Source organism: Aquimarina sp. MAR_2010_214 (genome assembly GCF_002846555.1).
Lineage (GTDB): Bacteria > Bacteroidota > Bacteroidia > Flavobacteriales > Flavobacteriaceae > Aquimarina.
In genome coordinates this window covers 2,240,792-2,255,460 of the sequence record NZ_PJMS01000001.1, presented here as the reverse complement: position 1 = coordinate 2,255,460, position 14,669 = coordinate 2,240,792, and the positions used below count along the sequence as shown (strand labels likewise).

The following is a 14,669-nucleotide window of genomic DNA, read 5'->3' as shown; positions in this document are numbered from 1 at the left end:
TTAGTTATATATTAGTGTTCAATTTTAAAAATTCTGAACCTAGAGCCAATGACGAGATTTGAACTCGTGACCTCTTCCTTACCAAGGAAACGCTCTACCCCTGAGCTACACCGGCTTTTTAATGAGTATAATGACAAATCAGAGCACTTTCAATACTACAAGAAAGAAATCCGATCAATCATTACATTTATGTTAAAAACCCAATCTTAATTATTTCACAATCAAGATTTGCTCTATTTTAGAGTTAAAAACCTACGAAAACAGGTTCTACTCTCTACACAGGCTTTTCACCCTGCTTTCTTTTACTAGTCAAACAATTATTTGATTGTAAAGAGAAAATTCTTAGAGCGGGAGACCAGGTTCGAACTGGCGACATTCAGCTTGGAAGGCTGACGCTCTACCAACTGAGCTACTCCCGCTTTTAGTTCTGAACACAAAATATCAGAACAGAATTTTATTTTTAACTTCTAAAAAAAGCACCTAGGCGAATCACCATTAATCAGTGCTTATTTTAAATTTGTGGGGAGAGCAGGATTCGAACCTGCGAAGACGTAGTCAGCAGATTTACAGTCTGCCCTCGTTGGCCGCTTGAGTATCTCCCCGATTAAAAAAATTCAATATTTTAAAATGAACTTATTGAATTTTGAGTGCGCAAAAATAGTCATTTATTTTACAATTCAAAATTCTATTCAAAAAGCTTTCATTTTTATTAAAAAAATTAGCTTTTTTAGAGCCGATGGAGGGACTCGAACCCACGACCTGCTGATTACAAATCAGCTGCTCTAGCCAGCTGAGCTACATCGGCTTTTCACTATGTTTTAGAACATAAAAAAGTCCGCTATTTCTAACGGACTGCAAATGTATAGAATTTATTTCTTTCACAAAACTATTTTTCAAAAAAAATAGTCAAACATGTGCATTTAATTTTTCTTTACGTTTTTTAAGTTGTCTTTCTAATGAACTAACACACTCATCTACACCTTCTTCAAAAGATTTGTTAACTTTCTTGATTATAAATTCATCTCCCGGTACACTCAACAAAATCTCTGTGATTTTATTCTCTTTACCACTCGTATTCATAACTTTCAAAAATACATCTGCGTGAATTATTCGATTAAAATGAGTCTCCAACTTATCTAATTTAGTTTGAGTAAAATCCACCAACTTTTGATCTGCATTAAAATTTACGGACTGCAAGTTCACTTTCATAGGTTGTTAGTTTAATTAGGTTGAACAAAATTTTAAGCCAAAAAAGATTGATAAAGCCAGCAATTCATCTTTTATTTTTTATTTCTTGGATGAGATTGCTTATATACTTTTGTTAATTGAGCTACACTATGATGAGTATATATCTGAGTAGCAGCTAAACTGGAATGCCCAAGCAATTCTTTTACAGCATTTAGGTTTGCTCCTTCATTTAGCAAATGTGTCGCAAAAGAATGTCTTAAAATATGCGGACTCTTTTTCACTTTAGAAGATGCCTTACTAAAATAACTATTTATAATGCGATACACAAGTGTTTCGTAGATTTTAACTCCTTTTTTTGTCAAAAGCAAAAAGGAAGGTTCCTGACTTGTAATCAAATCAGATCTTACAGTCAAATACAGTCTTAGCGTATCACAAACTGAAGAAAGAAGTGGCAAATATCTTTCTTTATTACGTTTCCCTAAAACTTTTATTTGCTTCCTATTTATATCAATATCCGACAGCTTAAGATCCACTAATTCAATTCTTCGTATTCCCGTGGCATAAAAAAGTTCTACAATCAATCTATCCCTAACACTTTCAAAATCCTGATCATCTGTTAGACCTTTTAAAACATCTTCTACTTCTTGCGTAGAAAATGGTATCTGAAGCTTTTTGGATGCTTTTAAGGCTTGATGTTTTGCCAGAGGATTTTTATCTATTTGTTCTGACTTAAGCAAAAACTTATAATATGTTTTAAGAGAAGATACTTTTCTATTAATCGTTCGATTAGAAACACCATCATTAACAAGGCTAACAATCCAGGAACGAATCTGAGCATAGTTTGCTTCAGCTATCTCCGAAGCACCATATTCGTTTTGATAGAACTCTAAAAAAGATAACAAATCTGCTTTATAGGCCGTTACTGTATGCTTAGAATAATTTTTTTCGTGAAGTAAGTACTCTATAAATTCAGAAATAAACATAAAAAAACCGTTAGAAAACAAAAGTATAAAACTTTTATCATCCTAACGGTTAAAATTTATACTGAAAAACGGCATCCAGTTTCTTCGTTAGAAGAAACATTATAAAGACAGCGTTATTTACCTTTAAATTTCTTCTTGATCTCTTAAGTGTTGAATATATTGCGCTTTTTGAATCTGCGCTCTTCTTTCAACAGAAGGTTTTGAAAACGCTTGGCGTTTACGAAGCTGACGCATCGTTCCTGTTCGATCAAATTTTCGCTTAAAACGTTTTAACGCTCTATCTATATTTTCTCCGTCTTTAACTGGTATAATTAACATAGTGGCACCTCCTTTCTTTAGAAATAATTAGTGTGCAAAGATAGTACAAAACTATTATCCACAAAGTTTTCTTCAATAATATTTAATATTATTTCAAAGACCAAACAGAATAGCCTTTTGGTGGTGCCTGAATCTTAACCCATTTACCTCCCTGAGTAGTCGGCTCCCACCCTGAGTGACCCGTATAATCTTTAATTTTCTTATTCGACCAATTTGTCTGAATCCATCTTTCTTGCCATGAATTTGAATTATTAATATAAACCACTAAACCATTTTTACCGCTTCCACCATTTCTCCTAGCGATATATTCGTCAGTATCTGTCCAAAGATTTGTTGTATTTCCTCCTGCAAGATTATTATGAATCCAAATTAGATTATTCATTTTATTTTTATCTAACCAGTCTTCATAATCTCTATAAAAAATTGCAGGATATCCTTCATGGGTCAAAATGTAAGCATAGGCCAATATTTTGTTATTAATAATCTCATCTGTATCATGATTAGCCACAAAAGTAACTGCTCTAGAAGAATTTCTTTTCCATAGCATATCTCCATTAAGTGCGTTTAGATCGTTACCCACAAATGCATCTCTCATTTTATAATAACATCCAAAATCAAATGCAGACATTTGTGCCTGATCCGTCCACCATTTTAATGTATTTACATTTCCATCCCAATACTCTCCTACAGCAAACCCGCCAACAGCTTGATTAAATTCTTTTGGGACCCAAGGTTCGAATCCTTTTACATAATCAAATCTCCAACCATCAAACTTCATTGTATTTTTATAATATTTTGCTACAGAATTAGACTTTTTCCACAACCAATCCTGCACATAAGGTTTCTTATGACTTAAATCAGGGAAACCTCCAAAAAAACCACTGTCAGAGTTATACATATCATTTGGATGAAAATCATATTTAGTCCTATTAAATTTACCAGATAATGGTGTAAACTTGGTATACGTATCTTTTCCTGCAAATTCATTCGACTCTAGATTTCCACCACTATTATGATTAAGTACCATATCTGCAATAACACTTAAGCTATTATTATGTGCCGTAGTAATTAAACTGGTTAATTCTGAGCGTGAACCAAATCTGGTTTCTGTACTTCCCATTTGGTTATACTCACCAAAGTCATAATAATCAAAAGGATCATATCCCATAGAGAGCGGACCATTCTGAGCTTTACTTACAGGGGGAAGCCATATTGCATCGATTCCTGCATTACTCCAGCCATTAACTTTTCCTTTAACAACATTCCACCAGGTACCTCCTGCCGGAACATCCCAATAAAAAGCTTGCATCATCACTCCTGTCCCTATTTGTTTTAGTGCTTTTGAAGAAACCGCTTCCTGCAAATCTATAGACTCGAGTGCTGTCTCGTCCAAAACTTCATCTTTACTACAACTTACAAGCAAAAACGTTATAGTAATAAGTCCATAAAAAAATGTGTTGATTTTCATAATTAACTAATGTTTGTGTTAAATTTTTATCAAATTAGGTATTTTATGAAAGTTGAAAACGTTTGAAATCTCACTCAAACGTTTGCGTGTTGATAAAACTTTAAACTTTATTATTTTTTACTAGTAATAAATAAACACAAAGGGAGAATAACATATTTTCAGATCTTAAGATGGTATTAGAATCCATAAAAAAACCTCGAGGTTTCTCCCCGAGGTTTTGATATATAAAAATTTTGTCTAAAGAATCTATACTATCTACGTTGCTGCTTTATATTCTTTTTTATCAATTATAATCTTAGCGATTACTTCTCTCAAGATCTCAGAAGTCCCTCCTCCTATTGGGCCTAATCGACTATCTCTAAACAGTCTTGCCATCGGATATTCTTCCATATATCCATAACCTCCTAATAATTGCAAGCATTTGTATATTGCTTCGTCAGCAATTTTAGTAGAAATCAACTTTGACATACTAGCTTCTTTAACCACATATTTCCCATCGTTAAGTCGCTTAGCTACAGAGTAATTAAATTCTTTACACATTTCTACTTCACTTGCAATATCTGCAACAGTATGTCTTAGTGCCTGAAATTTATCAATTGTCTTTCCAAAAGCTTCTCGCTCCGACATATATTGTATAACATATTCTAATGCATATTCTGTTCGGGCATGTGCATTAACTCCCATTATCAATCTTTCTAAAGCAAAATGTTGCATAATATATGAAAACCCTTTATTCTCTTCTCCCATCAAGTTATGCGCAGGAATTTTCACATTATCAAAAGCAATTTCTCCTGTATCAGAAGCTTTCCACCCTAATTTTTCTAATTTAGTGGCAGACACCCCAGGAGTATCTCTATCAATAACAAAGATACTTATTCCTTTATTTCCTAGTTCGGGATTTGTTTTTGCAGCAATAACCAGATAATCACTATAAACACCATTAGTAATAAAAGTCTTAGATCCATTAATTATGTATTGATCACCTTCTTTTACTGCTGTAGTTCTCATTCCGGCAACATCAGAACCTCCGAAAGGCTCTGTAATCCCTAAACATCCTATTTTCTCACCGGATATACTAGGTTTTAAGTACTTTTCTTTAATTCTATGATCGCCTTCTTTGTTTATATGTGTCATTGCCAAATATGCATGTGCCCATATAGCGGCAGCAAATCCACCAGAATTAATCTTTTGTAGTTCTTCTAAAAGTATTATAGTATAAAACAGATCAAGATCTAGCCCACCGTATTCTTCTGGATATGCTATTCCAAAGTACCCCATCTCACCAAACTTCTCCCAGATAAACCGATCAATATCTCCAGTTTTTTCCCATTTGTCAATATGTGGAGTTACTTCTTTTTTCAGGAACTCTCTGAGGCTTTGTCTAAATAATTCGTGTTCTTCTGTAAAATACATACTATTCATATTGATAACTTTGACTTTTTTTTAGTTAACATATTACTGCCCCTATAATGATTGTTTCCATATTACAATAAAACTAAAACCCATAAGATGGGTTTATTGATGAATTATCATTTTATAGATTTATCAAAATTCACAGTCGTTTTTTATTGATTCTTAATTTATTGTCAAATATAACTTTATTTTATCTATTTTTTTGAGAGAAAAACCTTCAATTTTTCCTAATTCATCAAAATTAGAAATACTTCCATTGCTTTCAATAAAATCTTTAATATCCAACGCCATTTCAAAATCGAAATAAGGTATTTCTACTAATTCGTTAACCGATGCAGTATTTATATTTACCTTTTTTATCTTTTTAGGAGTTTTAACAGTAAACATGGATAAAATTTTATCTTTCTGATAATCATATAGACCGTGAACGTCCTCAAGTTGAATATCAAGAGTAAAACCTCCCACACTATTTCTATATCTAATTATTCTGTCTGCTACAAAATCAGGCAAACCAATACTTTGCTCAAGTTCTTCACTAGAAACTGTATTTAAATCTTTTTTTTGACTAAATGTTTTAACAGGGTATTTCTTTTTGGGATATTTTCTGTTTGCCGCAGCATTACTCTTTTTTGTCCATTCTGGGAATTTAAATAAAGGAGAGATAACCGCTAGAAGAGAATCTGAAACTTGAGTTACTTTTTTAAAATCAGTAATAGAATTGATCCATTTATTATCTTTTCTATATGTATGAAGTCTATCTAACTCTCTGGCAGAAAGTCCTAGTTTGTACCCTTTATGATCAGAGATAAAATTTGGATTAAAAGGTTGTAGACGATACTCTTTTTTTTGTTGTTCGGCAATACTCTTAAGGGAGTCTATCTGTTTCTGAAAAGAGATCAACTCAGCAAAATCATGCTTAGACGAAGGCGATTTCGGATAAAAATAATATCCTATAAGCATAATAAATAGGATAATTGATAAAAGAAAAATCCCATTTCGAAAACGTGAATGTATTTCGAAATGGGATTTTATATTATTCATAGAAAATATTTCTTACTAGCTCTTAGATGCTTTTATTGCTTCAAAATATCTCGCCAGTTGTCTTTTAACTACTGGAAATAAGAAGAATAAACCTATCATATTTGGAAACACCATCGCAAAAATCATTGCATCAGAGAATGCCCAAATAGAACTCATACTAGCTGCTGCTCCAATTATTACAAAAGTTAAAAACAATAATTTATAGGTTAAATCAGCAAGTTTACCTCTACCGAATAAGAATTTCCAGGATTGCAAACCGTAATATGACCATGAAATCATAGTTGAAACAGCAAATAATACTACTGCAATGGTTAGAAAAACATTAGAATAAGGTATATATTTTGCAAAGGCCATAGAAGTTATCCCTGCACCTTCATAGGATACTCCATCAATAAAAACTGCTCCAGAACCATCACCTCCATACTCAAATGCTCCACCAAAATTGAAAATAATAATTACTAATGCTGTCATTGTACATATCACTACAGTATCAATAAAAGGCTCTAGTAAAGCAACAAGTCCTTCACTGGCAGAATACTTAGTTCTTACTGCTGAATGCGCAATAGATGCAGAACCTGCTCCTGCTTCATTAGAAAATGCAGCTCTCTTAAATCCAACTAACAATACTCCTATGATACTTCCTACTCCAATAGCTGTTGGATTAAAAGCTTCGCTAATAATTAACCCTATAGCATCATCAACCAATGAAAAATTACCAAAAATTATATATAAACACGCTAACAAATATAAGATAGCCATAAACGGAACTACCTTTTCTGTCACAGAAGCAATACGCTTAATTCCACCAATAATAATAATTCCAACAAGAATTGCCAGAACTATTCCAATCCAAAACCCTGCTCCTGTACTTTGAAGATCCAAAAGCTCTTTTAAAACAACAGTTGCTTGGTTAGATTGTGCGGCATTACCACCTCCAAAAGATCCTCCTATACAAAATACAGCAAATATAATTGCTGCAATTTTTCCTAAAACTTTAAACCCTCTTTCTTTTAATCCTTTACTTAAATAATACATGGGACCACCATATACAGTACCATCTTCTCCTACATCTCTATATTGAACTCCCAACGTACATTCTACAAACTTTGTGGACATTCCTAATAATCCGCAGATGATCATCCAAAATGTTGCTCCTGGTCCTCCAAGTGCAATTGCCAAAGCTACCCCAGCAATATTACCATTACCTACAGTACCAGAAACTGCTGTTGCCAGTGCTTGAAAATGACTAACTTCTCCTTCTTTAGATTCATCACGTATAGTATCTCTAATATCTCCTTCAACTATATTAACTTCTGGATGCCCTTCAATACCATGTCCTTCAACATCATCATATTTCCCTCGTACCACATTAATTGCTTTTCCAAAATACCTAAAATTAGGAAAACCAAAGTACAGAGTAAAAAACAAGGCACTTAATACTAATAATATAATAACAAATGGAGCACCATCAAAAACTTCAAAGAAAATTACAGCAGAGAAAAAATCGGATACAGGTTTAAAACCTTCATCTATTTTTTGATCTAACCCCTTTTCTGTGGTCTCTTGTGCGAATGTTATAAATGGAATAGTAAGTGCTAAAAGTGAAAGAAGAATTCTCTTCATGATGTTGTGAATTAATTGAATTTAATTGTTAAGAAGTGAGCAAGATGGTAAAAAAAACATTTGTTTACAATTTTTTTACATGTTAAATGTTTCTAATCATCAAATATCGAATTCCTTATTTAAAAGATTAATTTGCTCCGGGCGACCTAAAACTACAATCCTGGAACTCGGTTTTAATAATGTGTTAGCTTCTGGATTTACAATATATTCTCCATCTGGTGATTTGTAACCTATAATAGTACATCCTGTTCTGGATCTCATATCAATATCAAGAATGGTCCTTTCTATTTTATCATCAAACATATCTTCAAAAGATATTTCTTCGATGTTTATAGATCTTTTACCTACAATAGAAAGGTTATCCAAAAACTCTATTAAATCAGGCACTACTACTAATGATGCCATATGATCTCCACCTATACGATCAGGCATAATAACATTATCTGCACCAGCTAATCGTATTTTCTTATAAGAAGCATCTTGAGAAGCTCTACTAATTATTTTGAGTCCTTTATTAATTTGTCTGGCAGAAAGCACGATAAACAGGTTATCTGCATCTTCTGGCAATGTGCATATTAAACAATCAGCTTTCCTTACTCCTGCTTCTGTTAACACTTCATCTTCTGTAGCATTACCTTTTAGAAAAAGCAGGTTTTCATTTTGATACCTTTCTATTACGGCTTCGTCTTTTTCTATAATAATAAATGGTTTATTGTATGCTAACAATTTGGCAGCAGCTTGTTTACCATTACGACCATAACCTATAATAATAATATGATTCTCAATGTGATTTATCATTTTTTGTGTTTTTCGATATTGAACTCTTCTAGGATCATTTTTACTTACAATATACTCTGTTATTACAGATACCGAATATGCAAATATGGCTACACTAGTAGAGATAAGAAATACAGTAAATAACTTTGCATTATCATCTAAAGGCTGAACTTCTCCAAAACCTACAGTAGACAAGGTGATAACTGTCATGTATAAAGCATCAACCCAGGAATAATTTGAAAAAAACCGAAACCCTAGTACCCCGATAGCAACTACTATAATTAATAAAATTAATGCAATATATATTTTTGGTATTCCCCATCTATATCTCTTTTTCATAGATCAAATACTGAAGTTCGTTTAGTATAAACCAAATCTTTTAATTTTAACCAAAATGCTAGGTTAAGGTATATTACAAAACCTAAGCCTACGGTAGCAAAAGTTAAATAAATAAAGAACAAACGCACATTTTTAGCTCGCATCCCCAACCTATCGGCTAACCTGGAGGAAACATAAAACCCGTTACGTTCTAAAAATTGTCTTAGATTATAAAGCATATCGCAAAATAAATATATTATCCTAAATTCTATTCACCATTTAATAAATAATTCCCGATTGCACATTTTAAACATGCTTTTTGATCACAATATGTATTTTTGAGTTGGATCATTGCTTGAGAATGCATCGCATTTTCAATTGGTACTTTTAAGTCCGCAAAATTGCTAATAATACTATTTTTTTCAAAAGGCAATTTAGAAATTAATTCAAAAATATCTTCTTCGGGATTTTGCCCCATACTTCTGGCATAAACAAATTTCATGGGAATAATTGTATTAATCAACAACAAATCAATAAATGATTTTGTTAGTTTTTTCTTTCTTGTTTTTGACTCTTTTTCAAAAGTATAATGGTTTTGCCAAAACTCACTTGTTTCTACATTGAAAAGAGTATAAAAATCATCTATCGTATTGCTATTAATTACTTTGCTGAATAGTTGGTGGTTTTTAAAATACAACATTGCCAACTGAGCTAATCGTATTGTTGGAAAATTAGATGGTCTTAGTCTAAAAAAATGTAATGGTTCTACTCCATTGGTATTTAATTTAAATTTATTTTTCAAAAACCTATACTCTTTCTTTAAGGTATTGAAATACTCTCCTTCAGTATTAATCTCCAGGAAACCTGCCTGACCAAAAAACAATGCTTCTATTTGTCCCAGGTGATCTGTGCATTTTCTAAGTACTGCAAAATCTATTGAGTTTGCTATACTCAGAAAAGCAATTCCGTTTGTTTTCAAGCCAAAATTTTTGGACAGTAGTCTAAACAATACAGCTTCCCAATTATTCGCAGAATCTTCTAAAAGCTCTAAAATTAAAGTTGATTTTTTCTCTAGCCGCTCTAAATACAATCTTTCCTGCCAATTCGAAAGCATAAAATCCGAAACTTCTGGAAGCTGTTTGTCACAACTAATCCATTGTTGAGCATTTTTATCGAAGAGTTTCTTATAACGAACCAATAGCTCTTCTTTTACATACTCTTTAAGTTGTAGTGTAGGTATAATCGAGTTATCATTTCTATAAACCTCTACATCATCTTCCCAAACGACATGAAGAATTACATTATCATATGCAGGGTCATTCTCATGGTTATGAACGTACCAATCACTTGATTTAATATGTACCTCAACATTTCCTGCCCATTTCTGTCCTTGGATAATGAGTCTTGCATTAAAAAAATCAGGTCCAGAGTTTTCTACATTATGAGTCCCTACTTGTTGAAGTATAAGTTCCTCATGTTTTGTTGTCTTAAGATTGGTAAATCCAAATTTTTTGTATTTCCAAAGGTATTGCAAAAAATCCTCAGTCATATATTCTATCTCTTGTTTATAATTATCAGACCTACCTGCAGATAAACAGGTGGAATTAGCTATTAAATATTTCGGGTAGGATAGAAAATAAGGAGAATAGCTTTTCTAAAATTTGGCCATGAAAATACTAAATTTTATTAGAATACTGTAAGCTCTTTTGAATACCATTGACTAATCCTCAAAATCAGTATATAAAATGACCAACATTCTAAAATCTATTTTCATATCTGTTTTTCCTGTAATTGCTCTTTACTTTGCTTTTGACAGTTTTACACATCTTGTTAACCATGGTGTATCTTATAGATATATCGGAAACCTAATTATTTCGGTTTCTATCGTAACACTCTTTATTTTGATTTTCATAAAACCAGTTGCAAGAACTGATGCCAATCTAAAAAAATACACACTTCCAATAGCTATTGGTTTTTTAATTAGCTTACTATTTGGGGGTGTTATTGAACAAGATTTGAACGGATTCCTACCAGCGATCGGTTTATTTTTAGGGTGGATATTATATATAAAATGGTACTCTACTTTTAGGAATAGAGAAAAAAACACAGTTATTAAAGTTGGTAATCAATTACCAGAGCTTAAATTGCAGGATACAGAAAAAAACAATGTAAACACCTCTAAATTTATAGGCAATCCATCAATTTTTCTATTCTATCGTGGGAATTGGTGTCCATTATGTATGGCGCAAATAAAAGAAGTTGCTTCACAATATAAAGAACTCGAAAAAAGAAATGTAAACATTATCCTTATTAGCCCCCAACCTCATAAACAAACCAAATCTCTTGCAAAAAGATTTGGATTAGATTTCAATTATCTGGTAGATCAAGGAAGTGAAGTTGCTAAGCAATTACAAATTTTTTCTAAAAACGGACTCCCTATGGGATTCCAGGCGCTAGGATATAATAGTGATACCGTATTACCAACTGTAATCATAACCAATAAAGAGGGGCAAATAATCTTTGTAGATCTCACTAATAATTATAGAGTGCGACCAGAACCAGAACTATTTTTAAAAATTCTTGATCATCATGTACTTTAACTCAAAATTAACTAACATTAGTTAGTACCCCCTAAAAAAAGAAGGTTAGATTTGTTATTTACATGAAAAACACAAACTAACTCCTCCTAAATAGTACGATTACCTCATAAAATTCTTAAAATCAAGTTAATTTTACTCAAAAATGTACTATTGGTAATGTTTTATGTATTAATGGAAAACTCAACCACAAATTCATTTCTTTACTTTGTTGTGAATTAAAGGGAAAATTAATTCATTCAAAAAATATTACGATTACAAAACCCTAAGCTAAGTTGAGTTTGTGTTAGGTTATTGATGGTTGCCTTTTGGCAACCATCTTTATTTTTACACCTATTCAAATAAAGAAATCAGAATTTGATTTTCACATATTACATGTTTATATCAGGGTAGATATCGAACTTATTAAAAAATGCTTTTTTAAATTTTGAAGAATTAGAATAATTAAGTGTATCCATTACTTCGCGTATTGATAATCCTTCTCCGATAATCATGTTATATGAAATTTCTAGTCGCTTATTATTAAAAAATTCTAATGGAGTCTGATTATGAATTTCTTTAAACATATTAAAAAAATTCGTGCGACTCATATGTGCCATTGCAGCTAATTGATCAACTCCTACAAAAGGCTCTTTAAGATTGTTCTTAAGATAATCACTTACTTTATAAATATTACCAACTTGCCCACAATTAATATTAAAAGGATTGCTCTCCGTCTCCCATTTTAATACATCTTTCCAGAAAGTTTCTAATAACCGAATACCTCGAGCAATAAAATAAAGATAGTTCTCTACTTTATCTATATCCGGTTGTACGATCTGATCAAAAAGATTTGATTGCTTATAAGAAAGATAAAACTTATTAATATGCTGGTGAGAATAGCGAATATAATTATCAAGTTTCTCTGCCATATCGCTATTTTTTATAAAAAAAGGCTGGGTGTACGAACTTTTTAATACAATCATAGTCGATTTTATTTCTGCTCCTTTTGGAATAAATATTTGTTCTCCCTGTCGAGCATCCATACATCTCATATTACCTGGAGTATAGCTGTCAGAATATCGACTTACAATCTGATCTTTCTCTAACTGATGATCTAAAGCATATTTCCTAAAATGAAGTATAATATCCTTTTCTTCTATAGGCCTTCTTACATATTCAATATCCGTATTAGCTTTATAATTATTTATAAGAAGAAAGACTTCCGGAGATATTTTATAATACAATAAATACCCTTCTCCAATTTCTGAAGGAAAATAAATTCGCCCCTTAGAACTATTCGGACTTAATTTAGATCTAAAATAGTCACTTAGCTTGTCTATATTAGAAAAATCAAACAAATACTTACACATACAACCCTTATTTTACACTTATCATCTTTAGTCTACATAGATGTATTCCTGGTGACCTATAAAAAGATAAACAAAACCCCTTTATTAGCCTACAAAAAAAGCCGATAGAGGGGGTGAATTATTATTTAAATATAAGAATTTATTTTATATGACTAATAACATCATACTTTGTAATGATATGGTGCTTTCCGTTTTCTAAGGTAACTAAAACAGCAGAACTTCCATTTTTAATAAGCTTGGATATCTCATCAAGTGAAGTTTTAGCATTTACAATCGGGAAAGGATTTTTCATAACATCTTTGATTGGTGTACTTCCTGTATTTTTATCATCCAAAAAGGCCGTAAAAAGAGCACTTTCATCTACAGAACCAACAAATCCATCACTATCAACTACTGGTATTTGTGAAATTTTAAATTTACGCATACGCTCGATAGCATGTGATACCAGTTCTTCTGTTTTAACAGTAATCAAGGGTTTTTCGATATGATTTTTCACTAAATCATCGGCTGTATATACTTCTTCATCCAGAAAACCTCTTTCCCGCATCCAATCATCATTAAACATTTTCCCTACATACCTACTACCATGATCATGAAATAAAACAACGACAACATCATCCTTGGTAAAATGTTTTTTTAATTGAAGTAATCCTTTTATAGCTGCTCCTGCACTATTACCTAAAAACATTCCTTCTTCTTTTGCAAGTTTTTGAGTATATACTGCCGCATCTTTATCTGTTACCTTAGTAAACCCGTCGATAACAGAAAAATCTACATTTTTTGGCAAAATATCTTCCCCAATCCCTTCTGTGATATAGGAATAAATTTCGTTTTCATCAAAAATCCCAGTTTCATGGTATTTTTTAAATACAGAGCCATAGGTATCTATTCCCCAGATCTTAATATTTGGATTTTTTTCTTTTAGATATTTTCCCACACCAGATATAGTACCTCCGGTACCTACTCCAACAATAAAATGTGTTATTTTACCATCTGTTTGTTTCCAAATTTCGGGTCCAGTACTTTCATAATGTGCCAGCGCATTTGAGGGGTTATCATACTGATTAACATACCAGGAATTTGGAGTTTCTTCTGCCAATCTCTTAGAAACCGAATAATAAGATCTTGGGTCATCCGGTTCTACATTAGTTGGGCAAACCATTACCTTTGCTCCTACAGCTCTAAGAATATCCATTTTTTCCTTAGACTGCTTATCTGCCATCACACAAATCAGCTTATACCCTTTTATGATAGCTACCAAGGCTAATCCCATTCCTGTATTTCCTGATGTACCCTCTATAATGGTTCCTCCTGGCTGTAATCGACCATCTGCTTCTGCGTCTTCTATCATTTTTAAAGCCATCCGATCCTTTACAGAATTCCCGGGATTAAAAGTTTCATATTTAGACAACACCAAAGCATCTACATCTTTCACCAGTGTATTCAGTTGAACCAAAGGTGTATTTCCAATGGTTTCTAGTATGTTTTTTGCGTATTCCACTCGTTATAATTTACAACCTCATAAGGTATTTCAACATGCCAAAGATACGATCTAGATTATCGATTGGCAATTTTTAAGAAAGCAATAATA

General features: G+C 32.2%; 13 protein-coding genes and 4 tRNA genes. 1 reads left to right on the top strand and 16 read right to left on the bottom strand.

All coding sequences use genetic code 11. The features are described 5' to 3' along the window. Window positions 1–43 precede the first annotated feature (43 nt). From ATE84_RS09520 to ATE84_RS09455, 14 genes are all read right to left on the bottom strand, one after another. Window positions 44–115: transfer RNA gene (locus tag ATE84_RS09520), tRNA-Thr, on the bottom strand. A 231-nt stretch (window positions 116–346) separates the two neighbouring features. Next, window positions 347–419 (bottom strand) — tRNA-Gly (locus tag ATE84_RS09515). Between the two features lie 101 nt (window positions 420–520). Then, window positions 521–602 (bottom strand) — tRNA-Tyr (locus tag ATE84_RS09510). A gap of 129 nt (window positions 603–731) precedes the next feature. Beyond that, window positions 732–805: transfer RNA gene (locus ATE84_RS09505), tRNA-Thr, on the bottom strand. Between the two features lie 101 nt (window positions 806–906). Continuing rightward, window positions 907–1,209, bottom strand: coding sequence for a ribosome hibernation-promoting factor, HPF/YfiA family (gene hpf, locus ATE84_RS09500; RefSeq protein ID WP_101447738.1), 303 nt, complete (start codon window positions 1,207–1,209; stop codon window positions 907–909). A 71-nt stretch (window positions 1,210–1,280) separates the two neighbouring features. Further along, entirely contained in the window at window positions 1,281–2,171 is an 891-nt protein-coding gene (locus tag ATE84_RS09495; RefSeq protein WP_101447737.1) for a tyrosine-type recombinase/integrase, read from the bottom strand. Window positions 2,172–2,294: 123 nt separating this feature from the next. After that, the gene (gene rpsU, locus ATE84_RS09490) at window positions 2,295–2,489 is read right to left on the bottom strand and encodes a 30S ribosomal protein S21 (protein WP_024768892.1); all 195 of its coding nucleotides are present in this window, start codon (window positions 2,487–2,489) and stop codon (window positions 2,295–2,297) included. Between the two features lie 88 nt (window positions 2,490–2,577). Next, on the bottom strand, window positions 2,578–3,957 hold the full coding sequence (locus ATE84_RS09485; protein ID WP_101447736.1) for an alpha-amylase: 1,380 nt from the start codon (window positions 3,955–3,957) through the stop codon (window positions 2,578–2,580). Between the two features lie 255 nt (window positions 3,958–4,212). After that, on the bottom strand, window positions 4,213–5,379 hold the full coding sequence (locus ATE84_RS09480) for an acyl-CoA dehydrogenase family protein (protein ID WP_101447735.1): 1,167 nt from the start codon (window positions 5,377–5,379) through the stop codon (window positions 4,213–4,215). A 153-nt stretch (window positions 5,380–5,532) separates the two neighbouring features. Further along, window positions 5,533–6,411, bottom strand: coding sequence for a helix-hairpin-helix domain-containing protein (locus ATE84_RS09475; protein WP_101447734.1), 879 nt, complete (start codon window positions 6,409–6,411; stop codon window positions 5,533–5,535). 15 nt (window positions 6,412–6,426) lie between these two features. Then, window positions 6,427–8,034, bottom strand: coding sequence for a sodium:alanine symporter family protein (locus ATE84_RS09470; RefSeq protein WP_101447733.1), 1,608 nt, complete (start codon window positions 8,032–8,034; stop codon window positions 6,427–6,429). Window positions 8,035–8,133: 99 nt separating this feature from the next. Further along, window positions 8,134–9,150, bottom strand: a complete 1,017-nt coding sequence (locus ATE84_RS09465) for a TrkA family potassium uptake protein (protein WP_101447732.1) — start codon at window positions 9,148–9,150, stop codon at window positions 8,134–8,136. Continuing rightward, window positions 9,147–9,368 carry a PspC family transcriptional regulator gene (locus ATE84_RS26550; RefSeq protein ID WP_024768898.1) on the bottom strand — a complete coding sequence of 74 codons (222 nt, stop codon included), beginning with the start codon at window positions 9,366–9,368 and terminating at the stop codon, window positions 9,147–9,149. Before ATE84_RS26550 ends, ATE84_RS09465 begins: the two co-directional genes overlap by 4 nt. Window positions 9,369–9,397: 29 nt before the next feature. After that, the gene (locus ATE84_RS09455; RefSeq protein WP_101447731.1) at window positions 9,398–10,678 is read right to left on the bottom strand and encodes a DUF2851 family protein; all 1,281 of its coding nucleotides are present in this window, start codon (window positions 10,676–10,678) and stop codon (window positions 9,398–9,400) included. A 196-nt stretch (window positions 10,679–10,874) separates the two neighbouring features. Between ATE84_RS09455 and ATE84_RS09450 the strand changes: the two genes are divergently transcribed. Next, window positions 10,875–11,729, top strand: coding sequence for a peroxiredoxin family protein (locus tag ATE84_RS09450; protein WP_101447730.1), 855 nt, complete (start codon window positions 10,875–10,877; stop codon window positions 11,727–11,729). Between the two features lie 368 nt (window positions 11,730–12,097). Here ATE84_RS09450 and ATE84_RS09445 read toward each other — a convergent pair whose 3' ends face one another. Together ATE84_RS09445 and ATE84_RS09440 are read right to left on the bottom strand one after the other, a co-directional pair. Continuing rightward, window positions 12,098–13,078, bottom strand: a complete 981-nt coding sequence (locus ATE84_RS09445) for an AraC family transcriptional regulator (protein ID WP_101447729.1) — start codon at window positions 13,076–13,078, stop codon at window positions 12,098–12,100. Window positions 13,079–13,217: 139 nt separating this feature from the next. After that, entirely contained in the window at window positions 13,218–14,579 is a 1,362-nt protein-coding gene (locus ATE84_RS09440) for a pyridoxal-phosphate dependent enzyme (protein WP_101447728.1), read from the bottom strand. Window positions 14,580–14,669: the final 90 nt, after the last annotated feature.